Origin of the sequence: Paenibacillus sp. GCM10023250 (assembly GCF_042653205.1) — a bacterium.
Taxonomy (GTDB): domain Bacteria; phylum Bacillota; class Bacilli; order Paenibacillales; family Paenibacillaceae; genus Paenibacillus_Z.
Map to the genome: position 1 here is coordinate 1 of NZ_JBHSHY010000013.1, position 24,878 is coordinate 24,878.

Annotated in this window: 24 protein-coding genes; 20 read left to right on the top strand and 4 right to left on the bottom strand. The window is 58.8% G+C overall.

The window, feature by feature from the left end; genetic code table 11:
• Window positions 1-295: 295 nt before the first annotated feature.
• A complete protein-coding gene (locus ACFPB1_RS12475; RefSeq protein ID WP_379225624.1) occupies window positions 296-649 on the bottom strand; it encodes a DUF4870 domain-containing protein in 354 nt (117 codons plus the stop codon).
• A 203-nt stretch (window positions 650-852) separates the two neighbouring features.
• Between ACFPB1_RS12475 and ACFPB1_RS12480 the strand changes: the two genes are divergently transcribed.
• The 14 genes from ACFPB1_RS12480 (at window position 853) to ACFPB1_RS12545 (ending at window position 17,580) form a co-directional block, all read left to right on the top strand.
• On the top strand, window positions 853-1,944 hold the full coding sequence (locus ACFPB1_RS12480) for an LCP family protein (RefSeq protein WP_379225626.1): 1,092 nt from the start codon (window positions 853-855) through the stop codon (window positions 1,942-1,944).
• A gap of 71 nt (window positions 1,945-2,015) precedes the next feature.
• Window positions 2,016-2,453 (top strand): CBS domain-containing protein, encoded by a 438-nt coding sequence (locus tag ACFPB1_RS12485; protein WP_379225628.1) that lies wholly within the window; start codon window positions 2,016-2,018, stop codon window positions 2,451-2,453.
• A gap of 263 nt (window positions 2,454-2,716) precedes the next feature.
• Window positions 2,717-3,628: a DUF2232 domain-containing protein gene (locus ACFPB1_RS12490; RefSeq protein WP_379225630.1), complete on the top strand. Its 912-nt coding sequence runs from the start codon at window positions 2,717-2,719 to the stop codon at window positions 3,626-3,628.
• Window positions 3,629-3,647: 19 nt separating this feature from the next.
• Window positions 3,648-5,609 carry a DHH family phosphoesterase gene (locus ACFPB1_RS12495; RefSeq protein ID WP_379225632.1) on the top strand — a complete coding sequence of 654 codons (1,962 nt, stop codon included), beginning with the start codon at window positions 3,648-3,650 and terminating at the stop codon, window positions 5,607-5,609.
• Window positions 5,606-6,049, top strand: coding sequence for a 50S ribosomal protein L9 (rplI, locus tag ACFPB1_RS12500; RefSeq protein WP_379225634.1), 444 nt, complete (start codon window positions 5,606-5,608; stop codon window positions 6,047-6,049). Before ACFPB1_RS12495 ends, rplI begins: the two co-directional genes overlap by 4 nt.
• A gap of 22 nt (window positions 6,050-6,071) precedes the next feature.
• On the top strand, window positions 6,072-7,430 hold the full coding sequence (dnaB, locus tag ACFPB1_RS12505) for a replicative DNA helicase (protein ID WP_379225636.1): 1,359 nt from the start codon (window positions 6,072-6,074) through the stop codon (window positions 7,428-7,430).
• A gap of 221 nt (window positions 7,431-7,651) precedes the next feature.
• Window positions 7,652-8,938: an adenylosuccinate synthase gene (locus ACFPB1_RS12510; RefSeq protein ID WP_379225638.1), complete on the top strand. Its 1,287-nt coding sequence runs from the start codon at window positions 7,652-7,654 to the stop codon at window positions 8,936-8,938.
• Window positions 8,939-9,098: 160 nt separating this feature from the next.
• Entirely contained in the window at window positions 9,099-9,875 is a 777-nt protein-coding gene (locus ACFPB1_RS12515) for a hypothetical protein (RefSeq protein WP_379225640.1), read from the top strand.
• Window positions 9,876-10,101: 226 nt separating this feature from the next.
• Window positions 10,102-11,535, top strand: coding sequence for a peptidoglycan DD-metalloendopeptidase family protein (locus ACFPB1_RS12520; protein WP_379225642.1), 1,434 nt, complete (start codon window positions 10,102-10,104; stop codon window positions 11,533-11,535).
• 204 nt (window positions 11,536-11,739) lie between these two features.
• Window positions 11,740-12,501 (top strand): response regulator YycF, encoded by a 762-nt coding sequence (gene yycF, locus ACFPB1_RS12525; RefSeq protein ID WP_379225644.1) that lies wholly within the window; start codon window positions 11,740-11,742, stop codon window positions 12,499-12,501.
• Window positions 12,502-12,575: 74 nt separating this feature from the next.
• On the top strand, window positions 12,576-14,336 hold the full coding sequence (locus ACFPB1_RS12530) for an ATP-binding protein (RefSeq protein WP_379225898.1): 1,761 nt from the start codon (window positions 12,576-12,578) through the stop codon (window positions 14,334-14,336).
• A complete protein-coding gene (locus ACFPB1_RS12535; RefSeq protein WP_379225646.1) occupies window positions 14,333-15,793 on the top strand; it encodes a YycH family regulatory protein in 1,461 nt (486 codons plus the stop codon). Before ACFPB1_RS12530 ends, ACFPB1_RS12535 begins: the two co-directional genes overlap by 4 nt.
• Before the next feature lie 145 nt (window positions 15,794-15,938).
• Window positions 15,939-16,655: a two-component system regulatory protein YycI gene (yycI, locus tag ACFPB1_RS12540; RefSeq protein WP_379225648.1), complete on the top strand. Its 717-nt coding sequence runs from the start codon at window positions 15,939-15,941 to the stop codon at window positions 16,653-16,655.
• A 118-nt stretch (window positions 16,656-16,773) separates the two neighbouring features.
• Window positions 16,774-17,580 carry an MBL fold metallo-hydrolase gene (locus ACFPB1_RS12545; protein WP_379225650.1) on the top strand — a complete coding sequence of 269 codons (807 nt, stop codon included), beginning with the start codon at window positions 16,774-16,776 and terminating at the stop codon, window positions 17,578-17,580.
• On the opposite strand, the gene ACFPB1_RS12550 is transcribed toward ACFPB1_RS12545, so the two are convergent.
• A complete protein-coding gene (locus ACFPB1_RS12550) occupies window positions 17,549-17,770 on the bottom strand; it encodes a hypothetical protein (RefSeq protein ID WP_379225651.1) in 222 nt (73 codons plus the stop codon). The two genes, ACFPB1_RS12545 and ACFPB1_RS12550, sit on opposite strands and share 32 nt — an antisense overlap.
• 140 nt (window positions 17,771-17,910) lie before the next feature.
• Here ACFPB1_RS12550 and ACFPB1_RS12555 point away from each other — a divergent pair, with 140 nt between their 5' ends.
• The 3 genes from ACFPB1_RS12555 (at window position 17,911) to rlmH (ending at window position 20,172) form a co-directional block, all read left to right on the top strand.
• On the top strand, window positions 17,911-19,380 hold the full coding sequence (locus tag ACFPB1_RS12555; protein WP_379225653.1) for a S1C family serine protease: 1,470 nt from the start codon (window positions 17,911-17,913) through the stop codon (window positions 19,378-19,380).
• 136 nt (window positions 19,381-19,516) lie between these two features.
• A complete protein-coding gene (locus ACFPB1_RS12560; protein ID WP_379225655.1) occupies window positions 19,517-19,690 on the top strand; it encodes a CxxH/CxxC protein in 174 nt (57 codons plus the stop codon).
• A 2-nt stretch (window positions 19,691-19,692) separates the two neighbouring features.
• Window positions 19,693-20,172, top strand: coding sequence for a 23S rRNA (pseudouridine(1915)-N(3))-methyltransferase RlmH (rlmH, locus tag ACFPB1_RS12565; RefSeq protein WP_379225657.1), 480 nt, complete (start codon window positions 19,693-19,695; stop codon window positions 20,170-20,172).
• A 24-nt stretch (window positions 20,173-20,196) separates the two neighbouring features.
• On the opposite strand, the gene ACFPB1_RS12570 is transcribed toward rlmH, so the two are convergent.
• Window positions 20,197-21,216: an alpha/beta fold hydrolase gene (locus ACFPB1_RS12570; protein ID WP_379225659.1), complete on the bottom strand. Its 1,020-nt coding sequence runs from the start codon at window positions 21,214-21,216 to the stop codon at window positions 20,197-20,199.
• Between the two features lie 156 nt (window positions 21,217-21,372).
• Here ACFPB1_RS12570 and ACFPB1_RS12575 point away from each other — a divergent pair, with 156 nt between their 5' ends.
• Window positions 21,373-22,257: a LysR family transcriptional regulator gene (locus ACFPB1_RS12575; protein ID WP_379225661.1), complete on the top strand. Its 885-nt coding sequence runs from the start codon at window positions 21,373-21,375 to the stop codon at window positions 22,255-22,257.
• 311 nt (window positions 22,258-22,568) lie between these two features.
• Here ACFPB1_RS12575 and ACFPB1_RS12580 read toward each other — a convergent pair whose 3' ends face one another.
• A complete protein-coding gene (locus ACFPB1_RS12580; RefSeq protein ID WP_379225663.1) occupies window positions 22,569-22,685 on the bottom strand; it encodes an IS3 family transposase in 117 nt (38 codons plus the stop codon).
• A gap of 209 nt (window positions 22,686-22,894) precedes the next feature.
• On the opposite strand from ACFPB1_RS12580, the gene ACFPB1_RS12585 reads away from it, so the two are divergent.
• A complete protein-coding gene (locus ACFPB1_RS12585) occupies window positions 22,895-23,416 on the top strand; it encodes a PadR family transcriptional regulator (protein WP_379225665.1) in 522 nt (173 codons plus the stop codon).
• Window positions 23,417-23,445: 29 nt separating this feature from the next.
• Complete coding sequence (locus ACFPB1_RS12590) at window positions 23,446-24,843, top strand: carotenoid oxygenase family protein (protein WP_379225668.1); 1,398 nt, start codon at window positions 23,446-23,448, stop codon at window positions 24,841-24,843.
• The last annotated feature ends 35 nt before the right edge of the window (window positions 24,844-24,878 follow it).

A 24,878-nucleotide genomic window follows, 5' to 3' on the forward strand; every position in this document is an offset into this window, starting at 1 on the left:
GCGAAAGGGCTCAAGAGTATGCTTTCACGTTATTTGGAGCTTTGTTAACCTTTTGGAACCGCCGTATGCGGACCCGCATGTACGGTGGTGTGAGAGGACGGAGGCTAGCCGCCTCCTCCTACTCGATTTGCCGAACGATCGCCGATCGTCGACCGGGACCGTACGAGTGGGGGAGGATGCGCGCCAAGACGTCGAAGGCGATGCTCGGAGGAAGAAGCAAGCCGGTAAGCTATTCAGCCGTCACAGGCTGTCAGCGGATAACACACGGCGATCAGAGCGGGAGGAGCGCTCCGGGTTAGAGCTTGTAAGCCTGCTCTTCGGCAAAATCGCCGATGATCGGCAGCTTGAACCATCTGCCCTGCAGCGCGAGGAGCATTAAGGCAATCCATAAAACAAATGACAGCGGAGTTAGCAATAAGCCGAGAAACCAGCCGATAAACGGAATGAAGTCGAGCACAATATTAAGGACGAACAACCCCGCGAACAGCACGACAGACTGCATGGCGTGGAATTTCACGAACATGCTCCGTTTCTCGATCGCGAGAAAAAGCAGACCCGTCACGAAGACGCCCAGGTAACAAAGCAGCCCGACAACCCTCGAATCGATACCGGTCGACGACCGGTCGGGCACAAAACGCGGCGCTTGCATCCTTCAGCCACCCCTTCCTTTTGTAGGTATTTATTCGGCCGAAGGAAGAACTATGCGCCGTCCGCGCCAATTTGTCCGCCCAAGCGGTACCAGTTTTGCCAGCATCCCGCCGTTAACGCGCTGTAACCTTCGCGGACGCCGGATCGTTTACGATGAGGGTGGCGGCATCAAGACTCGCCACAGACAGGAGTTTGCGTATCATCATGAACAAACCGAGAAGAAATCGCGGCTATAGATGGGTGGCCGCCGTGCTCGCCGTCCTCGTGATCGGGGGTGCGCTGGCTTATTACAACCGAACGGCGCTGGCGCTGTGGGGGTTCGATACCTTCCTGTCCGGCAAGGTGAAGGATAAGCTGGAGAACTCCTACAAGCCTCTCGAGGGGCGCATGCCGGTGCCAACGACGTACGAGAAGGCGGAGCCGTTCTCGCTGCTGCTGCTCGGCATCGACCAACGAAATAAGGAAATCGGACGCTCCGATACGATGATCTATACGGTCGTCCGGCCCAAGGACGAAGCGATCCTCATGCTCTCGATTCCGCGCGACACGTACGTCGACATCGTCGGCAAGAAGACCAGATCCGGCAGGCGGTGGCAGGACAAAATCACGCATGCTTACGCGTTCGGCGGGGCGAAGATGTCGGTGGAAACGGTGGAGAAGTTCTTTGGCGCTCGGGTCGATCATTATGCTACAATAAACTTCAAGGGCTTTCGCGACGTCATCGACGCGATGGGCGGCATCTCGCTTCCCATCACGAAGGATCTCGTCAATGACGACCCCGATCACGAGAAGTTTGTCGTCAAGGCCGGCAAGCCCGTGTACAACGGCACGGAGGCGCTCAACTATGTGCGCTACCGGGAGGACGCCGGGGGCGACACCAGCCGCGCGCAGCGCCATCAGGTGTTTTTGAACGCGATCATGAACAAGGCGTCGAAAGTCGGGCAGTGGGCGAAAATCCCGCAGCTGGTGGACATTATGGGCAACAACTTCAGCACGGACCTGACACCGGAGCAAATGATCGATCTGGCGAAGAGCATGCTGCAGGAGCCCGATCGCGCGATTTTCAGCCATACGCTGAAAGGAGAAGGGCATCGCAAGGTCGCCGGAGGCGCATGGTACTATTTTGCTGACGACGCGGACCTGGCGAAGACGCAGTCGCTGATCGAAGCATGGCTGGATCCGGCCACGCCGAAGGCACAGCTGCCGCTCCCGGAGGAATATCGGCACGGCGATCCCAACGCGGCGAAAGCGAAGCCGCTCTCGACCCGACCGGCGAAGGGGACCGCGAAGAAATAACGGCAGGCGAATTGCCCCAGCTCTTTCTGCAAGCTAGCGGAAGAACAAGAAGGAAGGTGGGCAGTACACGCATGAATATCGCATTTTTTCTATTACCGAAGCAAGAAGTCGTTTGGCTGACGATGGATGCCACGCTGCGGCAGACGCTCGAGAAGATGGAGCATCACCGGTACACGGCCGTGCCGATTCTCGACAACGACGGCGGCTACGCCGGGACGCTGACCGAGGGCGATCTGCTCTGGCACATGAAGAACAACCCGCAGCTCACCTTTGAGCAGACGAACAAAGTCAAGCTGTCGGACGTGCGGATGCGGCTGAGCAACAAGGCGGTCCAAATCGACGCCAACATGGAAGATCTCTTATCCCTGGCGAAGGTGCAGAACTTCGTGCCGGTCATCGACGACATGAACCGGTTCATTGGCATCGTACGCCGCAGCGATATTATCGATTATTGCGAAGCACTTATCGTGAATGCGAATAATTCCAAGAAAGAAATGGCCGCCGGGTAACCCGCGCCATCCGGACGCCGCCCTCCACGCGAGGGCGGCGTTTTGCGTACGGGGGAAGGGAGCGGATGCAAAGGTTAGACCGCCTCGCCGGCTTCGGCGTACGGCGTTCAATCCGCCTCGGGGGTGCTGGCGCGACCCGCCGCTTCCGCTCGCGCCGCCGGCCGGCAGCCGCCTGCTGGTCGAGGTCTCCTGTGCTTTCGGGATTCGTTTTATGCTATAATGGGGAGTAAAGCTTAGGCTGCGCATAGTAACTGGAGCAAGAGGTGAACGGTTTGAAAACCGGGGCAAAATCGATTTTGTGGAGCGCCGCGGCTTTGCTGCTGCTGCTCGCCATCGCCGTACCGCTCGTGAATGCGCTCGTATTCGCCGTCATGATGGTGCCGGCCGTCGTGCTGTACGCGACGCTGCCGCGGCAGTGGTTCGCCTTGCATATGGCCGCCGTGTACGCGATCGGCGCCATCGTGCTCGGACCTGCAGCCTTGATCGTCGGGTTGTTCTTTCTGATTCCGTCCGTCGTGATGGGCCATCTATACCGCAAGGGGATTCAAGCCCGTCAAGTGCTGACGAGCGTCACGCTGACGCTGCTCGGCTTGTCGCTGCTGGAACTGCTGCTGGCCGATCTGTGGTTCGGGTTCTCGCTCATCCATGAGATTCGCGTGATGATCACGGACACGGTGGACGGCCTGAACCGCGAGGGCATCATGCCGGGCACGTGGACCGCGGACATGACGGAATCGTACATCCAGAATTTGATCCATTCCATTCCGATGGCGCTCATCGTCGCCTCGTTCGTGCTTGCGGTTGTGACGCACGCCATCGCGGGGTCCGTCCTGCGGGCTGGGGGATTGGCCGTGCCGAAGCTGCAGCCGATCCGGAAATGGATGCTGCCGCGGATATTCGTCCTGTACTACTTGATCGTACTGCTCGCGGACATGGCGGTGCCAAGCGACGCGACCTCATTCATGGCGGTCGTGCTGCATAACCTGGCGCCGCTGATGAAATTGGCGTTCTCCATTCAGGCGATGGGTTTCTTCTTCTATATTGCGCATGAACGGAAATGGAACAAGGCGATCCCGGTGCTTCTTGCCGTGATTGTCGCGATTTTTCCGCCGTTTAGCTTGATCGGGGTGCTGGACGCGGCGTTTCCGATCCGAAAAGCGTTCAAGAAATCGTGACACAGGGGCGGAAACGAACATGCCGAAGTTTCTGATAAAACGATGGCACGGCCTGCATCATTTATGGGCGTTCGTGCTGATGTTGTTCATGTCGATCGCGCTTGCGACATACGATTGGAAGCTGGGGGTGCTGGGCCTCGTGCTGTCCGGCGCCATCGGCGTCTACTCCGTTCTGGCGGAGCGGGCGTTCCGCCGGGATTTGAAAATGTACCTCGGCACGCTGTCCTACCGCGTAAAGAAGGCGAACCGCGAGGTCATCAGCGATCTGCCGTTCGGGATCATCCTCTATAATGAGGATAAGACGGTCGAATGGCATAACGCCTTCATCACCAACATGATGGAGCGGGACTCCATCGTCGGCGAATCGCTGAACGACCTGTTCCCGACGTTATCGCAGGCCAAGGAACGCGAAGGCACGATCGAAGCGTCGATCGGCAACGCCATCTACGAGCTGATGTTCCGGTTCGACGAACGGCTGCTCTACGTCCGCGACATCACGAAGCAGTGGCAGCTGGCCAAGCGGTACGAGGAAGAGAAGCTCGCGATCGGCATCGTGCTCATGGATAATCTCGAAGAAGTCACCCAAGGGATGGACGATCAGCAGCGCAGCGCGCTCATGTCCCGGGCGACGGCGGAGATTACGGAATGGGCCAACAAGTTCCGCATCTATCTGAAGCGGCTGACGTCGGACCGCTACCTCGTCATTACCGACCAGCGCACGCTAAAGCAGCTGGAGCTGTCGCGCTTCGTGCTGCTCGACGAGGTTCGCGAGATTGTCGCGGAGAACAAAATCCCGATGACGCTCAGCATCGGCTTCGCGGCCGGCGCGGAGAGCATCGTGGAGCTCGGCCAATGGGCGCAGACGAGCCTCGATTACGCGCTCGGCCGCGGCGGCGACCAGGCGGCCGTCAAGGTCGGGCAGCGCCAGTCGTTCTACGGCGGCAAGTCCAATGCCGTCGAGAAGCGGACGCGCGTGCGGGCCCGCGTCGTGGCGCATGCGCTGCGCGACCTGATGCGCGACTGCGACCGTGTCGTCATCATGGGGCACAAGATGCCGGACATGGATTCGCTCGGCGCGGCCATCGGAGTGCTCAAGGCGGCGCTGCTGTTCAACAAGGAAGCGTACATTGTCTTAGAAGGCGTCAATCCCGCCATCCAGCGCATGGCGGAGATGCTGCGGGAAGACGAGCGCATCGCCAAGCGGTTCATCACGCCGGATCAGGCGCTCGGCATCGTGGACGGCAAGACGCTCGCCGTCGTCGTCGATACGCATAAGGCGTCGATGGTGAAGGAGCCGCGCCTCTTGACCTTGACGGACAAGATCGTCGTGGTCGACCACCACCGGCGCGGCGAAGAATTCATCACGAACGCGATTCTCGTCTACATGGAGCCCTACGCGTCGTCGACCTGCGAGCTGATTACGGAGCTGCTGCAGTACATCCACGACCGCGTGCTGCTGGACGTGAAGGAAGCGACGGCGCTGCTCGCGGGCATCACGGTCGACACGAAGAGCTTCTCGCTGCGCACCGGCTCGCGGACGTTCGAGGCGGCGTCGTTCCTGCGCCGCAACGGCGCGGACTCCTCGCTCGTCCAGCGCATGCTGAAGGAAGACTTGGCGGAGTACCTCAAGAAGGCCGAGATGATCCGGCAAGCGGAGATCGTCTACGAGCATATCGCGATCGCGGCGACGGAGCAGGGGCGGAAATATTCGCAGCTGCTCATCGCGCAGACGGCAGATACGCTGCTGAACATGACCGACGTGCTGGCCTCCTTCGTCATCGGGGAACGGCCGGACGGGTTGATCGGCATCAGCGCCCGCTCGCTCGGCCATATGAACGTGCAGGTGGTCATGGAGCGCATGGGCGGCGGGGGGCATCTGACGAACGCGGCCGCGCAGCTCGAGGGTACCGTGGCGGAAGTCGCGCAGCGCCTGAAGCAGGTGCTGCAAGAAATCGAACAGGAAGAGGGGTTATTCGAATGAAGGTTATTTTTCTGCAGGACGTAAAGGGGCAAGGGAAGAAGGGCGAAATCAAGGATTTGTCGGAAGGCTACGTGCGCAATTTCCTGTTGCCCAAAAATCTCGCGAAGCCGGCATCGGACGGCAACCTGAAGACGCTGGACGCGCAGAACGCCGCCGAGAAGCGGAAGAAGGAGCAAGAGAAGGCCGACGCGCAGGAGCTCGGCAAGCGGCTGGAAGAGATGAAGGTCGTCGTGAAGACGAAGGCCGGCGAGGGCGGCCGCCTGTTCGGGGCCATCACGAGCAAGCAGATCGCCGAAGCGCTGGAGGCGCAGGGCGTGAAGGTGGACAAACGGAAAATCGAGCTGGACGAACCGATCCGCACGCTCGGCGTGACGCAGGTCTTCGTCAAGCTGCATCCCGACGTGAAAGCGAAGCTGAGCGTGCATGCCGCGGAAGAATAATCACGAAGGAGCCAGGGACGCCATGGATGACGGGCTGACGATGTTCGATCGCGTGCCTCCCCAGAACATGGAGGCGGAGCAGGCGGTCCTGGGGGCCGTCCTGCTGCAGACCGAAGCGCTCATCACGGCGATGGAGCGGCTGCGGAGCGAGGACTTCTACCTGCCGTCGCACCAGCTGATCTACGAAGCGATGGTCGATCTCGGCGAGAACAACCAGCCCATCGACCTGGTGACCCTGACGTCCTACCTGCAGGACCGGCAGCAGCTGGAGGAGATTGGCGGCGTCAGCTACCTGGCGAAGCTGGGCAATGCGGTGCCGACGGCGGCGAACGTGGATTACTACGCGCAGATCGTGGAAGAGAAGTCCATGCTTCGCCGGCTCATCCGCACGGCGACGAACATCGTCTCGGACGGCTACGCGGCCGCGGACGACGTCGGGCTGATGCTGAGCGATGCGGAAGCGCGCATCATGGAGCTGTCCAACCGGCGCTCCAGCACCGGATTCATCTCCATCCGCGACGTGCTGATGGAGGTGTTCGAGCGGGTCGAGCACTTGTACTCCAACAAGGGCGGCGCCACGGGCATCCCGTCGGGCTTCAGCGATCTCGACAAGATGACGTCCGGCTTCCAGCGCAGCGACTTGATTATCGTGGCGGCGCGTCCTTCCGTCGGCAAGACGGCGTTCGCGCTGAACATCGCGCAGAACGTCGGCGTCCGCGCCCGGGAGACGGTCGCGATCTTCAGCCTCGAGATGTCGGCGGGCCAGCTGGTGCAGCGGATGATCTGCGCGGAATCGAACGTCGACGCCGGCCGGATGCGGACCGGGTATCTAGAAGGCGACGATTGGGAAAAACTAACGATGGCGATCGGCTCGCTCTCGGAAGCGCAGATCTACATCGACGACACGCCGGGCATCACCGTCGCGGACATTCGCGCCAAGTGCCGGCGGCTCAAGAAGGAGCGGGGCCTCGGTATGATCTTGATCGACTACCTGCAGCTCATTCAGGGCCGCGGCAAGCCGGGCGAGAACCGGCAGCAGGAAGTCTCCGAGATCTCGCGGACGCTGAAGCAGATCGCGCGGGAGCTCGAAGTGCCGGTCATCGCGCTGTCGCAGCTCAGCCGGGGCGTCGAGCAGCGGCAGGACAAGCGGCCGATGATGTCCGACCTTCGGGAATCCGGTTCCATCGAGCAGGACGCCGACATCGTCGCGTTCCTGTACCGGGACGATTACTACGATAAGGAATCGGAGAAGAAGAACATCATCGAGATCATCATCGCCAAGCAGCGGAACGGTCCGGTCGGCACCGTCGAGCTGGCGTTCCTGAAAAATTTCAACAAGTTCGTCGGGCTTGATCGCACCCATCAGGAGACGGCTTCCTGACCGGGAAACCGCGCGGGTGGCGGGGACGGCGGACGCGGGGCAGTGCTTGCGGCACTTATATTTCAATTTCCGAACAATTGTAGGGGTGACCTTGCGATTGTTCGCTTTTTCGTTGACTTTAGTGGACTAAAACGGTACACTAAACATGCTGCTTTCAAGAGGCAGCCGAGAATTCCTGTGTATGCGTGCGAATAACTTGTAATGTAATTGGGGGTATATCCATGTCAACGGTAGTTGTAGTCGGGACCCAGTGGGGCGACGAAGGCAAAGGAAAAATCACCGATTTTCTGGCGGACGGCGCCGATGTCGTAGCCCGGTACCAAGGGGGCAATAACGCGGGCCACACCATCATGATCGGCAACAAGAAATATAAGCTCACCATGATCCCGTCCGGCATTTTCAACGAAAATAAGGTGTGCGTCATCGGCAACGGCATGGTCATTAATCCGTCCGCCCTCATCGACGAAATTAACTATATTCATGACAATGGCTTCTCCACCGATAACTTGAAAATCAGCGACCGCGCGCATCTGATCATGCCGTACCACCTCGTGCTGGACGGCCTCGAGGAAGAGCGCAAAGGCGACAATAAAATCGGCACCACCCGCAAGGGCATCGGCCCGTGCTATATGGACAAGGCGGCCCGCAACGGCATCCGCGTCGCGGATCTGATGGACGCCGAAGAATTCGGATCGAAGCTCCGCCGCCTCGTCGCGGAGAAGAACCAAGTGATCGAGCAGATGTACGGCGGCGAGAAGCTGGACGCGGACGAGATCCTCGGCCAGTACCTCGGCTACGCGGAGACGCTGCGCCCGTACGTCACGGACACGTCCGTCGTGCTGAACGACGCGATCGACGACAACCAGAAAGTGCTGTTCGAGGGCGCGCAGGGCGTCATGCTCGACATCGACCAAGGCACGTACCCGTACGTCACGTCGTCCAACCCGACGGCGGGCGGCGTCTGCATCGGCTCCGGCGTCGGCCCGTCGAAGATTCAGCAGGTCATCGGCGTGGCCAAGGCGTACACGACGCGCGTCGGCGACGGCCCATTCCCGACAGAGCTGAATGACGCGATCGGCGACACGATCCGCGAGAAAGGCCACGAGTACGGCACCGTCACCGGCCGTCCGCGCCGCGTCGGCTGGTTCGACACCGTCGTCGTCCGGCACGCGCGCCGCGTCAGCGGCATCACGGGTCTGTCCCTGAACTCGCTCGACGTACTGTCGGGCCTCGAGACGGTCAAGATCTGCACGGGCTACAAGCTGCGCGGCGAGATCATCGAGCACTACCCGGCCAGCCTCAAGCTGATCTCCGAGTGCGAAGCGGTCTACGAGGAGCTGCCGGGCTGGAGCGAGGACATCTCGAACGCGAAGACGCTCGACGACCTGCCGGCTAACACGCGCCGCTATGTCGAGCGCGTCTCCGAGCTGACGGGCATCCCGATTGCGATCTTCTCCGTGGGCCGCAACCGCGAGCAGACGAATCCGGTCATGCCGATTTATATCTAACTCACCCCGATAGGAAGAGGGCTGCGAGCGATCGCGGTCCTCTTTCTTTTTTGCGAGAGTTGAATGACCCGGCCGCCCCGTGCCCATACTTGAAGTAGAGGCGATAGGCAGCACCATCATAGCCGCGGGTTGCTAGGCGGCATAGCAAAGGGTGATAGACATGTGGAAGATAACGGGGAAGGTCGCGGCGGCGGTCGGGAAGCTGGCGGCGTCGGCGCTGCTGATCAGCTTCCTGTCGATCTGGACGACGGGCTACGTGGTGAACAGCTACGTGGAGACGCTGCTGAAGCAGTTCCATATTCCGCTCGAACAGCAGCCGTTCGCGCTCAGCGGGATGTGGGGCGGGATGTGGGGCGCCGATCCGGAGCTGAAGGACGGCGCGAAATCGAACGCGGCGGATAGCGCGAAGGATAAAGGCAAGTCGGCAGCGGGCAGCGGCGATGCGAGTACGGGCGAGGATGCGCCGAAGAGCGGCAGCGGAGCAGCGGCGGATGCAAGCGGCGCGTCCGGCGAGGACAAGACGGGCGCTTCGAAGGAAGGCGACGGCAGCAACGACGGGTCCGTCGATGCGTTCGGCGACCTGCCGCAGGGCGAGCTGAGCGACATCGGCGGCGGCACAGGCCCGAAAGGCAACAGCGGCGCGGATTCCGGCCAAGACAGCGCGAGCTCGGGCGATGCGTCGAAAGACGCGGCGAAGGACGGCGTGGCGATGTCGACGGACGAGATCAATGCCGCGAAATCGCAGATCAGCGACGCCGACAAGGAGAAGCTGTTCAGCGTCATGAACAAGCTCCCGCAGGAGGCGTGGCAGCAGATATCGACCTACATGGAGAACGGGCTGACGGCCGAGGAAATGACGAAGGTCAAGCAGCTGATGGCGCAGTATTTGGACCGCGCGGCCTACGATGAGATGTCATCGATTCTGAGCAAATATTAATCTGTGGTCAATGGACGTCCGGTTGAACCTCCGCGCAGCGTTATGATACAGTAAGGAACGTGACTGACGATGTAGAAATTACCTTGTCGGATCCGCTCTAAACTTGGCAGCATAACGCGAAAAGGAGACGATCATGACCATTTTTACGGACAAGGGTCGATTCCGAAAGGCATGGAACTCATTCCGGGCATCTTTTCGGCGCGTAGGCCCTCAACAGGACAATCGGATGACGGATACGGATATAGAAAGCGGCTCGACGCGGCGCATGCTGCGGAAGAAACCGCTATTGCTCGCAGGAAGCGCGATCGTCGTGCTGACGATCGCCGGCTTCAGCGGGGCGCATTATGTGAAAGCCCACACCGTGGATTTCGTGGAAGTGTACCGGGACGGCAGCTTGATCGGCGAGGTCGGCTCGAAGGACCAGGTCGCGGATTTTATCGAAGAGACGCAAGCGAAGCTGGATGCCGGCAATAAGGGTGTACATATGGTGCTCGAGACAGGTGAGATCACATATGGGCATAAAAGCGCTTACAAGGCGGAGCCGGATACGGCCGCCACGCTGCAGAAGCTGGGCGGCATGTTCCAGTCGCACGCCACCGGCGTGGTGATGACGATCGACGGCAAGCAGGTCGGCATCGTGAAGGACCAGGCGACTGCGGACGCGCTGCTGCAGCGGGTCGAGGACAAGTACGCACCTAATACGAAGTCCGCCAGGACGGAAGTCACGGCGCTGGCGTATGCGGCCGACGGCAGCGTGAAGTCGAAGACCGCGCTGAAATCGGTGCAACTGCTGGAGAAGGTCGCGACCAGCGAGAAGAGCGTGCAGCCGTCCGACATTACTGATCCCGAGCAGCTGTATCTGAAGCTGATCAAGGGCACGGTGAAGCCGAAGTCCTATACGGTGCAGGAAGGCGATTGCGTCGGATGCATCGCGCAGAAGTTCGACATCTCGCCACAGGTCATCTACGAGCGGAACAAGTGGATCAAGGACGACATGATCAAGGTCGGCGACGTGCTCGACTTGACCGTCCTGCAGCCGGAAGTGACCGTGCAGACGGTCGAGAACGTTACGGAGACGGAAACGATCGAGCCGAAGACGGTCTACCAGAAGAACAGCAAGTTGAAGAAGGGCGAGCAGAAGGTCATCCGCCAGGGACAGAGCGGCAAGAAGCAGCTCGTATACCGGCTGGTGAAGCAGAACGGCTACCTGATGAGCGAAGAGCTGATCAGCGAAGTCGTGCTGGAGCCTTCCGTGCCGGCCATCATCATGAAGGGCACCAAGGACGTCGGCGAAGGCACCGGACAATTCAATTGGCCGGTAACCGGCCACCGCCTCACGAGTTATTTCGGGATGCGCTGGGGCGCAATGCACCGCGGCGTCGACATGGTGGGCAACCACAACATCATGGCAGCGGACAATGGCGTCGTGTCCTTCGTCGGCACGCGTCCGGGTCTCGGCAACTGCATCATCATCGACCATAAGAACGGCTACGAGACGTGGTACGGCCACCTGAGCAAGATCCTCGTGAAGAAGGGCGAGACGGTGAGCCAAGGTTCGAAGATCGGCATCATGGGCAACACCGGCCATTCCTTCGGCACGCATCTGCATTTCGAGGTGCATAAGAACGGCGAACTGCAGAACCCGCTGAAATATCTATAATCCGATATGCGGAGACACCAACCACCGCCCGGCCCTTCGGCCGAGGCGGTGGTTTGCGCTTCAGGCTGGGCGCTATTGGCCGATAGGAGGCGGATTCGCCGTTTTTCGCCTAAATCTCCCCTGATCTGAGCGAACTTTCATTGGGAACGGACATGCCGCTATGGTAGAATAAAGGCAGATTGCTTATCGAATGGCGGTGTAGCGATGCACGGTAAAATCTTAGTGGTCGACGACGAACAACCGATTGCGGATATTATAAAATTCAACCTGGAGAAGGAAGGCTATCAAGTCATTTGCGCCTTCGACGGGGGCGAGGCGGTCCGGCTGGCGTTCGAAGAGCTGCCGGACCTGATTTTGCTTGATCTGATGCTGCCGGTGAAGGACGGCATGGACGTCTGCCGCGAGGTGCGCACCCGGCTGCAGACGCCGATCATCATGCTGACGGCCAAGGACACGGAGCTCGACAAGGTGCTCGGCCTCGAGCTCGGCGCGGACGACTACGTGACGAAGCCGTTCGGCACGCGCGAGCTGCTGGCCCGGGTGAAGGCGCATCTGCGCCGGACGAAGAGCGAGCCGGCCGCGGCGCCCGCCGCGGCGAACAGCGCGCAGGGAACGGAAGGACCCGCGCGGACGGACAAGCAGGGGCTGGCGATTTTCAACCTGTTCATCGATACCGACATGTACGTCGTGTACAAGGACAACGAGCCGCTCGATCTGACCCATCGCGAGTACGAGCTCGTGTATTACCTGGCCCGCAACTGCGGCAAGGTCATGACGCGCGAGCATCTGCTGCAGGCGGTCTGGGGCTTCGAATACTTCGGCGACGTGCGCACCGTGGACGTGACGATCCGCCGGCTGCGCGAGAAGATCGAGGATGATCCGAGCCGTCCGGAATATATATTGACGCGGCGCGGACTGGGGTATCTCATGCGCAATCCGAAATCCGGAGGGTACGGCTTCGGATGAACGGGGGCATACGGTTCTTCCGCACCATTCAGGTCAAGCTGATCATCATCTACGTGCTGCTCATTCTGATCGCGATGCAGCTGATCGGCGTCTACTTCATCAGCACGATGAAGACGTCGCTGACCTCGACGTTCACGAACAATATGAACGAGCAGGCGAACCTGCTCTCCGAGATCGCGGCGCAGACGCTGTCCAACCAGCCGGAGAAGCCGGGCAGCCCCGACGACCAGACGCGCGAGGAGTACTTGGCCGTGCTGGTCAGCAACCTGTTCAGCATCAACGAGGCGGAGATTCAGGTGATGGACGCGAGCGGGAAGGTGCTGGCGACGTCGTCGCAATCCCATCAGTCGTACATCGGGAAGAAAAACACGTCGCTTGCCGTCAGCCGCGCGCTGCAGGGCATCCGCGACAACGAAGAGGAAATCATCGACGAGGACGGGCTGCGCAAGAAAGTCATTGCGAAGCCCGTCGTCTATAGCGATAAAGTCGTCGGCGCGGTCTACCTGGTCGCGTCGATGAAGGAGCTGTACCGGACGGTCGACCGGATCAACCGGATCTTCATGTCCGGCATGCTGTTCGCGCTCGGCTTGACGGGCGTGCTCGGCATCCTGCTCGCGACGACGATCACGAATCCGATCAAGGCGCTTACGCGGCAGGCGGCCGGCGTTGCCGAAGGGCGATTCGACCAGCAGGTGCCGGTGCTCGGGGACGACGAGATCGGCCGGCTGTCGGAAGTGTTCAACAACATGACGATGCGGCTGCGGGACGCGCTCTCGGCGAACGAGGAGGAGAAGGAGAAACTGGCTTCGATCCTCGCGAACATGAGCGACGGCGTCGTGGCGGCGGACGAGCGCGGCTTCGTGATCATCAGCAACCGCCGGGCGCAGGAGATGCTGCGCAGGGAGAACTGCGAGGGCGTGCGCCTAAGCGAGCTGTTCGGGCTCGAGGAATCGCAGCTGAGGACGCTGCCGGACGGGAACGCTCAGCCGCAGGTGATCTACCACATGCAGGCCGAAGGCGAAGAAGAGGACGAGCTGCTGCGCGTAACGCTGACGCCGATCCACCGCCGGGAGCACGGCATCTCCGGCACGATCGCGGTGCTGCAGGACATCACGGAGCAGGAGCGGCTCGAGCAGTCGCGGCGGGAGTTCGTGGCGAACGTGTCGCACGAGCTGCGCACGCCGCTCACGACGATCAAGAGCTATGCGGAGGCGCTCGATGAGGGCGCGTTGGAGGAGCGGGAGCTCGGACAGCGCTTCGTCGGCGTCATCCGCAACGAGACGGAGCGGATGATCCGGCTCGTCACCGACCTGCTGCACCTGTCGCGGCTCGACTCCAACCAGGCGCCGCTGCGCAGGCAGCAGACGAACGTGCCCGAGATGCTCGAGGAGGTGGCGGACCGGTTCTCGTTCCAGATGCGGAAGAAGGCGATCCGCGCGAGCGTCCGGGTCGATGACGGGATCAAGACGGTCTGGCTCGACCGCGACCAGATCGACCAGGTGCTCGACAACCTCGTCTCCAACGCGATCAAGTATACGCTCGACGGCGGGCGCATCGAGATCTCTGCCCGCAAGCAGGAGACGTCCGCGATCGCGATCAGCGTGAAGGACACGGGCATCGGCATTCCGAAGCGGGATCTCGGGCGCATCTTCGACCGGTTCTACCGCGTCGACAAGGCCCGCTCACGGAGCATGGGCGGCACCGGTCTCGGACTGTCCATTGCCCGGGAAATCGTCAAGGCGCACGGCGGCTCCATCTCGCTCGACTCCGAGCTGAACGAAGGGACGACCGTGACGGTCGTGCTGCCCTTGATGAGCGGAGGTGAGACGGCATGATTGACCGCGCGAAGACCGCGATTCTGACCGTGCTCGTCGTCGTCAGCCTCATCCAGAGCTACCTGCTCGCGTACAGCATGCCGGGCCTCGGTGTCACGGCGTCGCCGCAGCAGGGGTACATACCGCCGGTGACGATGGGCGAAGAGGAACAAGTGGAGAACGTGATCTTTCCCGAAGACATGGTGCTGCACCTCGGCAAGGCGAGGCACACGGTGCTGTATCCGGCGTCGAATTTCTATAACTTGATCTTCGAGAAAATCAAGAGCCGCGAGTTTAAGGGCTTCCAGCGCGCGGCCGTCTCCGCCGTCGACTGGAACGAGGTCCGGGACGGCGACCAGGGGATCGAGCTGCGCTTCGGGCGCGGGGTGCCAATGGAGCTGCTGAGCAAAGTGCTCAAGCTCGAGGGCGATGCGCCGTTCATGAACGACGTCGTCGACCGGATCTGGATCTATGCCGGCAGCGACGGCGAGGAAGTGCGGACGTACTTCTTCAGCGCCGACAATATGACCGTCTACGAGTCGGTGAAGGCCGACTTGACCGCGCAGGACGTGCAGATGTACGTAGGGTACGGGGAATATCAGGTGAATTACAAGCGGGTCGGCCAGGATCTGTACCTGCCGGAAGGGCCGGTGGAGGCGAGCGCCTCCGTGGTCGGCTACGACAGCTATACGCCCGAGCAGATGCAGAGCTACTTGTTCCTCGATCCCGGCGTGACGCGGACGATCAGCGACCGCAACGGCTCGCAAATCTACACGGACGGCAAGCGCGGGCTGCAGATCGAGCAGAACGGACGCTGGCTCAGCTATACCGATCCGGTCGCGGTGCAGGGCCAGGGCGACAACGAGAGCCAGAACGTCTACGCCGCCGTGCAGTTCGTCAATTCGCACGGCGGCTGGGACGGGATGCACCGCTTCGTACACGCGGGCGGCCCAGGGGGCGGGCAGGTGCTGCGCTTTCAGCAGTATTACGGCTCGTTCCCGGTCATTCCGATGGATCCATTCCTGTTCGGCAGCATGAAGCTGCGCCTGCAGGAAGGCGACGTCTCGGAATACGAGCGGTCGATGCTGATGCTCAAGAAGAAGCCGGACAAGCGCAGCGTGCGCTGGCTGCCGGGCGGCGACATGCTCGAGAGCGCGCTCACGGGCTACGCCCGCAAGGCGGACGTCGCTGCGATCTACCCGGCGCTGCTCGCCCGTCCAGCGAACGACAAGACACTCACGCTCGACCCGGTCTGGGCGGTGCGTCTGGGCGACGACACGCAGGCGGTGCTGCTGGAGGCGGTCCCGGGCGGCTACAAGCCGCTGCCGGGCGAGCCAGGCGGCGCGCCGCTCGAGCAGCCGGACGGCGGCGGAAACGCGAGCTCGGGCTCGGGCGATAGCGGCGCGCACGGCAGCGGCGCCACGGGCGGCGGCATCGCCATGGGCGGGCTGCCGCCGAGCCTGACGGGGGCGTGGTAGGCGGGCGAGCGGGCAACGCCGCTGGCGCGGCGGCAGGGCGCATGGCGGCGCCGGATAGGCGGCCGGCCAAGCTCCGTCCTGTTCGCCCGCCGCGTGGCGGCAGCTTGTTCACATCGAGAAACGGTCAATCGAAGGGGATGTCGGTATGGACTGGGGCAGGGCGAAGAGTGTGCTGATCGTCGCGTTCTTGCTGCTCAATCTCGTGCTTGGGTACCAGCTCTGGTCCAACATCCGGGAGGGCCGGGACGCCAGCACGGACGTGAATGATTTGCGCCCGGAGACGCAGGCGCTCATGAAGGAGAAGGGCATCAGGCTCGACGCGAGCATTCCATCGGATACGCCCGCGCTGAAGGATCTGACCTTCCGCGCGAAAACGAAGCTCGGCGGGGGCGAGCGCCACGAGCTGGAGACGCCCGTGGACAGCAAAGCGGTGTTTAACGAGAAGGAGCTGCTCGCGAGCCTGGGCGGCGTCATCCCGGATTTGAATAAATACGCGTTTGGCGAGAACCTCGACAGCGAGTTCGTGTTCTATCGGACGGTCGAGGGCCGGCCGATGTTCGACGTGAAGCTGGAGCTGTTCTACAGCAATTTGAAAATCACCGCGTACAAGCAGGACGTCATCGAGGTGCTGCCATCCGAGAAATCGACAGCGCAGGCCGTGCTGCCGGCGACCAAAGCACTGGCGACGCTCATCGAGAAACAGCTGCACGACGGCGCGGTCATCAAGGAGATCAAGCTGGGCTACCACGGGCAGATTTTCAACTCGGACGTGCAGGTGTCGGCGCCGACGTGGCGGGTGCTGCTGGAGGACGGCGGCCAGTTCTACATGAACGCCATCAGCGGCGAGGTCGTGACGGAATAACGGGCGAACGGTTCGGAAGAGCGGGTTCGAACGGCAAGAGGATGGACAGCGGGCAAGCAGCTCGGCCGGCGATGGGACCGGCGGGCCGGAGCGGGGAAAGGGCAGGTTAGGGGAACCTATGGGACTACGATTTACGGTATTGGGAAGCGGTTCGACGGGAAACGCGACGATCGTGCGGGGGCAGGATGCCACCGTGCTGGTCGACGCCGGGCTGAGCGTGAGGCGGCTCGAGGAATTGATGCGGGAGCAGGGCGTGGCCGGTCATGAGATCGATGCGGTCGTGGTGACGCACGAGCATTCCGACCATATTAAAGGGCTCGGGGCGTTCGCCCGCAAGTTCAACGTGCCGATCTACGCCAACGAGGCGACGTGGGGCGCGCTGGAGCGGCATGTCGGGCAGATCGGGAGCGAGCAGCGCGTCGTCGTCGAGACGGGCGAATGCGTTAATTTCGGTACGCTGCGGGCGACCTCCTACGCGATCTCGCACGACGCGGCGGAGCCGGTGGGCTACGTGTTCGAGGAGGACGGGCTGAAGCTCAGCCTCGCTACCGATCTGGGCTACGTGAGCGACAAGGTAAGGCGGATGATCGAAGATTCCGACGTGCTCGTACTGGAGTCGAACCACGACGTGAACATGCTGCGCATGGGACGGTATCCGTGGAACATCAAGCGGCGGATCTTAAGCGACGTCGGGCATCTGTCGAACGAAGCGGCCGGAGAAGCGCTGTGCCAGCTGATGACGGACCGGACGAAGCGGGTATACCTGGCGCATCTGAGCCTCGACCACAACCTGATTGACTTGGCCCGGATGACGGTGAATGAAGTGTTGGAGAACAACGGGCATTTCTTCAAGAAGGACGAGCATCCGCTCCGCGAGACGTACTATGACCGGCCTACGGCATGGGATGAAGTGAAGCGGAAATAAGCTCGTCCAGCTCGGCATCGAGCGAGCGCATCTTGCGCTCCAGCTCGTCCGGGGCGAAAATGCCTTTGTCGACCAGCAGCTCCGTCAGGGCGCCGATCGTGAGCAGGGCGCGGTAATGGTCTTCCTTGAGATCGGCCAGCTTGGCGGCGAGGTTGAGCTGCTCGAGCGCGGCGGACGCTTTGCACGGCATGGGCGGTTCCTCCTTCGGGGGCAAGAGATTGTAGAGCGAGACGTCATCTACTACTAGTGTAGTCCAATCTACCGATAACATTCCTAGATTCGCAAAATAATGATCTTGATGTCCCCGGGCGTCGGGAGGAGCGATTAGACATGAGCTTATTCGATGATGATTTCTATTCGACGCGCGTATCGCGGAGAGCGCGGGCGTCCTTTCTGGCCGGGAAGGCGGCGCCGTTCAAGCGCCGCCGCCTCCGGTGGACGCCGGCGAAGCTCGCCCTCGCCTCATCGGCCGCCGGTGCGGCCGTGGCCGTGCTCTTGTTCGGGCTCTTCGCGGGCTTCGACCGCGGAGACCATGTGGTGAGCGCCGTCGCCGGGGTCACGAAAGTCGGCATGAACGAGAGCGGGGACCCGCTGGAGAAGACGATCACGGCGGCGGCGAAGGTTCGGCCGGCGGTCGTGAGCATCATTAACGAGCAGGCGGTGCCGGCTGGCGCGGCGGGCGGCGGCTCGGGCGGATCCGGCGCCGGGGACGACGGTTCGGGGCTGGAGCAGGCGGCGCTCGGCTCCGGGTTTATTTTCGAGATCGTGAAGGGCAAGGCGCATATTCTGACGAACAACCACGTCATCGCCGACGCCGCGGCCGTGAAGGCCGTGATGAGCAATGGCGACACGCGCGAAGCGAAGATCATCGGCAAGGACGAGATCACGGACCTCGCCGTGCTCGAGATGGACGCGCGCGGCATCGACGCGGTGGCGAAGTTCGGGGAGTCGGACGACCTGCGCGCCGGACAGTGGGTCATGGCGATCGGCAATCCGCTGGGCTTAAGCGATTCGCTCTCCATGGGCATCGTGAGCAAGACGAAGCGGATCATTCCGGTCTCGCTCAGCCAGGACGGCAACTACGACTGGGAGCAGGAAGTCATCCAGATCGACGCGTCGATCAACCAGGGCAACAGCGGCGGTCCGCTGATCGATCTCGACGGCAACGTCGTCGGCATCAACAGCATGAAGATCGCCGATTACGGCGTCGAGGGCGTCGGCTTCGCGATCCCGTCGCATCAGGCGCTGCCGATCGTGGACAGCCTGCTGAAGTACGGCAAGGTGAAGCGGCCGTATCTGGGCGTGTACACGATGGACCTCGCGCAGTACTTGGCGCAATCGGCGGCCGCCGACGCCGCGGGCAGCAGCCCGGGCGACGGCAAGAGCAGTGATGGCGATAGCGGGGACGACGCGCAGGCGGGCGACGGCGACGGTGGCGGCCCGGCGGGCGGCCTCGAGCCGGGCGCGGACGGATCGTCGCCAGGCGCAGGCGGTGCGCTGCCGGGCGCGGGCGGCGGCGACAGCGGCACGATCACGGTGCCGCGCAGCGAGCTCCAGTTGCCGGACGGCGTCAAGGACGGCGTCATCGTCCTGCAAGCGGTCGGGCCGGCGCAGGCAGCAGGCCTCAAGCTGAACGATATCATCGTGAAGCTGGATAACCAGCCGGTCTCCAGCACGTTGGAGCTGCGGAAGTACCTATACGGGAAGAAGCGGATCGGCGATGCGATCGCGGTCACGTACTACCGCGACGGCAAGAAGGCGGCGACGACGTTAAAGCTCGAGGAAAAAACGGAAGACTAAGCGATACCGATCGCAACAGGCGAATCAGCTCGTGGCAGCGCCCGGAAGCGGGACCTGGCCTTACGGGCTGATTTTTTTGCGCCGATTGCGTACAATGGAGCTAACGGACCAGATTAGAGTTGGAGGACAAGCCTGTATGTATTGTGTATGCAAAGAGCACGTGGAGCTGGCGATCGACAAATTCGTGGACGAGTACGAGGATGCGCCGGACATCATGGACCTCGTGAAGACGAAGTTCGCGGAGTGGGAAGCGCCGGCGACGTGCGAGATGCCGCGGTGCGATCATATCGCGGAATACTTGGTGGTGTAACGATGCACATTCAAATCGCTGCCGTCGGCAAGTTGAAGGAGAAGTACCTCGCGCTCGGCATCGCCGAGTACGCGAAGCGGCTGGGCCCGTACGTGAAGCTGACGCTCACGGAGGTGCCGGACGAGCGGGCGCCCGAGACGATGAGCGCCGCCGAAGAAGCTCAGGTGCGCGAGCGCGAGGGCGAGCGGCTGCTCGCGCAGCTGAAGCCGGACGCGCATGTGATCGCGCTGGCGCTGGACGGGGAGCTCTGGTCGAGCGAGGACCTCGCCGGCCAGCTCGATTCGTTAGCCACGTATGGGCGGAGCCACGTGGCTTTTGTCATTGGCGGGAGCACCGGGCTCGCGCCCGCCGTCTTGAAGCGCGCCCAGCAGCGGCTGAGCTTCGGGCGGATGACTTTGCCGCATCAGCTCATGCGGCTGGTGCTGCTGGAGCAGGTGTACCGGGCGGTGAAGATTAATCGCGGGGAACCGTACCACAAGTAACGGCGAAAATTTTGAATTGAAGATCTATACGTTTGGGCTAAGTGCCAGCAAGTGTTTGAGGTTATCATCAATGAATTGATTATCGGCACTGTTGATGCCACGACCTGCAAAATGACCCCAGATCGAATGGATGGGCTTAAGAACCGCATTAGGCATTTGGTTAGCCTCGTATCTATTGTCGTCCGCTGTGCAGAAGAGATCCGTGCTCCCTGGCATGATGCAGGCTAGAGCGCTGATACTCTTAAGTGCCTTATGGAAATCTCCATTATAGGAGGAGTTAGCGCTAATATCTGCATGTTGTCCTGTCCATAACATGGCCAGGACATTGTGCGGATCCATCTTCATAAAGCTATCTTCCCATACGCCAGTCACAAACTCTTCCAAGGAGTCAAATCCTAGCGAACGATAAAGCTCCTCCCGGTAAAACGCATGAGACAATCCCCATCCCGCATAGACGCGGCCAACAGCCCGCAAGTTATCGGAAGTCAGCTCGTTCAGCCTGCTTGGATTGAAATCAACGGCAGACAGCAGCGAAGCTTTCAAGCTGTCCAGAACTACGAATGTATGAGGCCAAGGCTTGGCTATTCCCAAGAAAGGTGCAATGCGTTCCACCATATCCGGATAACTGGCTCCCCATTGATAGGCCTGAATCCCACCCATGGACCATCCAACGACTAGAGCAATTTTTTGGATGCCGAATTTTTCGGTCACCAGCCGATGCTGGAATTTTACGTTGTCATAGATGGTTACCTGCGGAAAATAAGCCCGGTCAAATGGCGGAGGCGTGTTGCTGGGAGATGAAGATAATCCGTTACCCATCAGATTTGGAACAATAATAAAATATTTCTCCGGGTCCAGAGCCATTCCGCTGCCAATCAACCATTCATTTTGAATGTGCTGATCGCCAAAGGCAGTGGGATAGACGATAACATTATCGTTCCGCTCATTTAATTTCCCGTAAGTCTTATAAGCGAGAAAAGCGCCGGGCAGCGTCACTCCTGATTGCAAGGCGACATTCCCCAAATCGAAAATTTCATAATCCATCTTGGAAGCACTCCCTTTTCAGTATGAAACCACACGTTCGCCGGACGTTCACCGGATGATTTCTTGTGCTAAGTATAAATCCGTGATAGTCTCAATAAAAGTGAATGAAATTAAATGTAGTCTTCAATAATTTTGAAGGTTAAGGAGAGTTATAGGATGGAGCTGCGCCAATTGAATACATTCCGCACGGTTGCAACAACCTTAAATTTCACTCGTGCGGCGGAAGTGCTTAATTACGTCCCCTCCAACGTAACGATGCAAATGAAAGCATTGGAGGCTGAGCTCGGTGTTCGTCTCTTTGATCGCCTGGGCAAGCAGCTTGTTCTTACGTCTGCGGGTAAGCGTTATTTAACTCATATCCAAGGCGTACTTGATAAATTGGACGAAGCCCGCAGCGACGTTCATAACGATGGAAATCTAAGCGGAACCCTAACGGTCAGCGCCAACGAGGTGATTTGTGCCTATCGGCTTCCGGCTGTCTTTCGGCAGTTTCGTTCGCAGTATCCGGGAGTTCGTCTAATTTTCCGCTCCGTTTCCAATCAAGAGCTCAAGCAAACCCTTTTTGAGGGAATGGCGGATGTCGTTTATATGTTGGATGAACCCATCCGCTCAAATGGTCTAGCCGTGGAATCGTTGGTGGAAGAGAATTTCCGCTTGTTCGCTGCACCGGACCACCCGCTAGCGAGACGAACGGTTCTGCAGCTGGAAGATTTTCATGGAGAAGTATTCCTGACGAATGAAAAGGGTTGTCCTTATCGAACCATGTTTGACCGGTCATTCGAAAAAGAGGGCATTGACAGTATTACATATTTAGAGTTTCAAAGTGCGGAAGCCATTAAACAATGCGCAATTTCGGGAATCGGTATTGCCTTTCTTCCTGAAATCGTAACAGCAGCCGAGGTTGAACGAGGAGAACTTGTTCCCCTTTCTTGGCAAATTCCGGACCTGCACGTGTATACACAGATGTTGTGGCATAAAGACAAGTGGCTTTCACCCATCATATTATCTTTCATAGAAGCAGCTAGGCATGTACTAAAGTAGGAAGAGGCACCTGTTCAGAAGGTGCCTTTTTGATTCGCCGTTCCCCGCGCTTTCCCCCATAAGGATGAAATCGGCATCTTGATCAATCGACCGGTCGTAGAAGTCCTTCATTTGAAAATAAACGCAATCGATCTATATTCCCTCGGCTGCAGCCATCTCGGCTTTTGCCGATAGACCCGTTAAGGAGAACCGTATCATAAGTAGGGCGAATAATCGCCCATAGGCGTGGCAAGTATTTTGTTACAATAACGGGTAGAAATGAAAATGAATTGAAAAATCGAAAGGATATCTTATGAAGAATTAATAATACCCTACCTTGTGAGCTGCCTTCGGTATTTTACCGGAGTCAGCTTGTTTAATTTCCGTTGTGATCGGCCATGGTTGTAAAAATGAATGTAAGCTTCCAGTTCAGATGGTGCCTTTGGCAATGCTGAAAGCTCAATCCATCGGGATTTATTCCGGTTGAAGGATTAGTATTTTATATATCAATATGATATATTATAATTATTAATATGACAGAACGATATATATTGAGGCACCCTCACATCCGTTAATGGTTCATCTTTGTTCGATTTCTCAAATAGGACTGCTCATAAACCGATTATTTTAAATTCTCTATAGAAAGGTGAGGTATATTTTGAAAATCCAAGGCGTCATTCTCGGAATTCTAAATTCAGGTCCTCATTCTGGATACGAAATCAAGCGTTATTTAGAAGAGCGGTTCTCCTTCTTCTTCGATGCCAGTTTCGGCACGATTTATCCAACCTTGAGGAAAATGGAGACGGAATATCTCATTACAAAAGAATCCGTGAAACAAGAAGGTAAACCGGATAAAAATATTTACAACATAACCGGTTCCGGAGTTGATCGCTTTCAAGAATATTTAAATGCGCCTTTGGAAAAGGAAGTGTCTAATTCTGATTTCCTAATGCGATTGTATTTCGGAGAGATGGCCACCAAAGAAACGATGGAGACGCTGCTCCGCCAAGCTTTGAAAGAAAATCAAGACCTGTATGACAAGCTGAATGAAAAATATGAGCAGTATGAAGGATCTCCGCACATATTCCAGAAGTCGTGTATAGAGCTAGGATTAATTCATTATGATTCGTTTATTCAAAAAATAAACAGCCTTTTAACAGTAGCTGAAAATATGGAATGATTATTTCGATTTTAGGGAGCGAACAAAACATGAGCGAACAATTATTCAAACTAGGTTTTTCGAACTTGGATCTTGAACAAAACGCCGTACCGCTAAAAACGCAAGGTCGTATTCCTTCCTGGTTAAACGGTACTTTGTTCCGAAATGGCCCGGCCAAATTCTCCGCGGATGAAAACGCGGGCTGGCATACGCATTGGTTCGATGGACTTGCCATGCTGCATAAATTTTCGTTTTGCGAGGGCAATGTGATTTACTCAAACCGTTATTTGCGATCGAACGCTTACTACTCGACGCTGGAAAAGGGACAATTTAATATCGGTTTTGGCTCGAAAGGCGGCACCAGTATCAAGTATGCCAACAATACGAATATTAACGTGGCTATTCTTGACGACCGGTTTGTGGCGCTAACCGAAAATCCTGGCATTATGGAATTCAATCCGGTTAATCTCGAAACCGTAGACGTATTCAATTTTGACGACAGTCTGGGCGGCCAGTTGACGACGGCGCATCCGCATTATGATCTGCAGACCGGACGTTACATCAACTTCACGACTGAATTCGGACGTGCGCATGCGTATAATGTATATTCGGTAGCTCCGCATAGCCGCAAGCGAGATTTGATTGCCTCGGTTCCGACGGATCGGCCAGCCTACATGCACAGCTTTGCAAACACGGAAAATTATGTCGTCATCACGGAATTTCCGCTCGTGATCGATCCTCGCGATTTGGCAAATGAACACAAAACGCTGATCGAAAACTTTACATGGAAGCCAGATCATGGAATGCTGTTCCGCGTTGTGCGCAAGTCAGATGGGGTCATTCTGAAAACATTCGAAGCCGAAGCTTTCTTCTCTTTCCATCACGTGAATGCTTTCGAGATCGACGGCGGTTTGGTTTTGGACATTTGCGCCCTGAAGGATGACAAAACGGTAAATCATTTGCAAGTCAGCAATTTGAAGGGGAAAACGGGCGAGCCTATTTTCGTTCAATTGCGCAGATATACGGTGAGGTTTGATTCGCGAAATGTTTCTTACGAAGCGATCTCTCCGGAATCCATCGAGCTTCCGACGATCAATTACGCCCGGTGCAGCGGCAAATCTTACCGCTATGCGTATGGAATTAGTACCAACAAGGAGCATTACGAGAATTACCCGAATCAATTGGCCAAAGCGGATGTGCAGAGCGGTACGACAACAATTTGGCGTCAAGACGGCTGCTATCCAGGTGAACCGATTTTTGTTCAACGACCGAATGCGAATGGCGAAGATGACGGTGTCTTATTATCGGTCATTCTGGACGGTCGCAATTCGCACTCCTTCTTGCTCGTTCTAGACGCGCAAACGTTCGAAGAACTGGGAAGAGCGGACGTCATTCACCATATTCCTTTTGGTTTTCACGGGATGTTCACTAGCGAGCAATATATGTAAAGAGCTGTAGACATCGAGGGTGAGTCAGTCATCAA

Excerpts from the sequence above, each read along its gene's own strand:
- ACFPB1_RS12475 (WP_379225624.1), bottom strand. The coding sequence starts at position 649 with ATGCAAGCGCCGCGTTTTGTGCCCGACCGGTCGTCGACCGGTATCGAT.
- ACFPB1_RS12480 (WP_379225626.1), top strand. The coding sequence starts at position 853 with ATGAACAAACCGAGAAGAAATCGCGGCTATAGATGGGTGGCCGCCGTG.
- ACFPB1_RS12485 (WP_379225628.1), top strand. The coding sequence starts at position 2,016 with ATGAATATCGCATTTTTTCTATTACCGAAGCAAGAAGTCGTTTGGCTG.
- ACFPB1_RS12495 (WP_379225632.1), top strand. The coding sequence starts at position 3,648 with ATGCCGAAGTTTCTGATAAAACGATGGCACGGCCTGCATCATTTATGG.
- rplI (WP_379225634.1), top strand. The coding sequence starts at position 5,606 with ATGAAGGTTATTTTTCTGCAGGACGTAAAGGGGCAAGGGAAGAAGGGC.
- dnaB (WP_379225636.1), top strand. The coding sequence starts at position 6,072 with ATGGATGACGGGCTGACGATGTTCGATCGCGTGCCTCCCCAGAACATG.
- ACFPB1_RS12510 (WP_379225638.1), top strand. The coding sequence starts at position 7,652 with ATGTCAACGGTAGTTGTAGTCGGGACCCAGTGGGGCGACGAAGGCAAA.
- ACFPB1_RS12515 (WP_379225640.1), top strand. The coding sequence starts at position 9,099 with ATGTGGAAGATAACGGGGAAGGTCGCGGCGGCGGTCGGGAAGCTGGCG.
- ACFPB1_RS12520 (WP_379225642.1), top strand. The coding sequence starts at position 10,102 with ATGACGGATACGGATATAGAAAGCGGCTCGACGCGGCGCATGCTGCGG.
- yycF (WP_379225644.1), top strand. The coding sequence starts at position 11,740 with ATGCACGGTAAAATCTTAGTGGTCGACGACGAACAACCGATTGCGGAT.
- ACFPB1_RS12530 (WP_379225898.1), top strand. The coding sequence starts at position 12,576 with ATGCAGCTGATCGGCGTCTACTTCATCAGCACGATGAAGACGTCGCTG.
- ACFPB1_RS12535 (WP_379225646.1), top strand. The coding sequence starts at position 14,333 with ATGATTGACCGCGCGAAGACCGCGATTCTGACCGTGCTCGTCGTCGTC.
- yycI (WP_379225648.1), top strand. The coding sequence starts at position 15,939 with ATGGACTGGGGCAGGGCGAAGAGTGTGCTGATCGTCGCGTTCTTGCTG.
- ACFPB1_RS12545 (WP_379225650.1), top strand. The coding sequence starts at position 16,774 with ATGGGACTACGATTTACGGTATTGGGAAGCGGTTCGACGGGAAACGCG.
- ACFPB1_RS12550 (WP_379225651.1), bottom strand. The coding sequence starts at position 17,770 with ATGCCGTGCAAAGCGTCCGCCGCGCTCGAGCAGCTCAACCTCGCCGCC.
- ACFPB1_RS12555 (WP_379225653.1), top strand. The coding sequence starts at position 17,911 with ATGAGCTTATTCGATGATGATTTCTATTCGACGCGCGTATCGCGGAGA.
- ACFPB1_RS12560 (WP_379225655.1), top strand. The coding sequence starts at position 19,517 with ATGTATTGTGTATGCAAAGAGCACGTGGAGCTGGCGATCGACAAATTC.
- rlmH (WP_379225657.1), top strand. The coding sequence starts at position 19,693 with ATGCACATTCAAATCGCTGCCGTCGGCAAGTTGAAGGAGAAGTACCTC.
- ACFPB1_RS12570 (WP_379225659.1), bottom strand. The coding sequence starts at position 21,216 with ATGGATTATGAAATTTTCGATTTGGGGAATGTCGCCTTGCAATCAGGA.
- ACFPB1_RS12575 (WP_379225661.1), top strand. The coding sequence starts at position 21,373 with ATGGAGCTGCGCCAATTGAATACATTCCGCACGGTTGCAACAACCTTA.
- ACFPB1_RS12590 (WP_379225668.1), top strand. The coding sequence starts at position 23,446 with ATGAGCGAACAATTATTCAAACTAGGTTTTTCGAACTTGGATCTTGAA.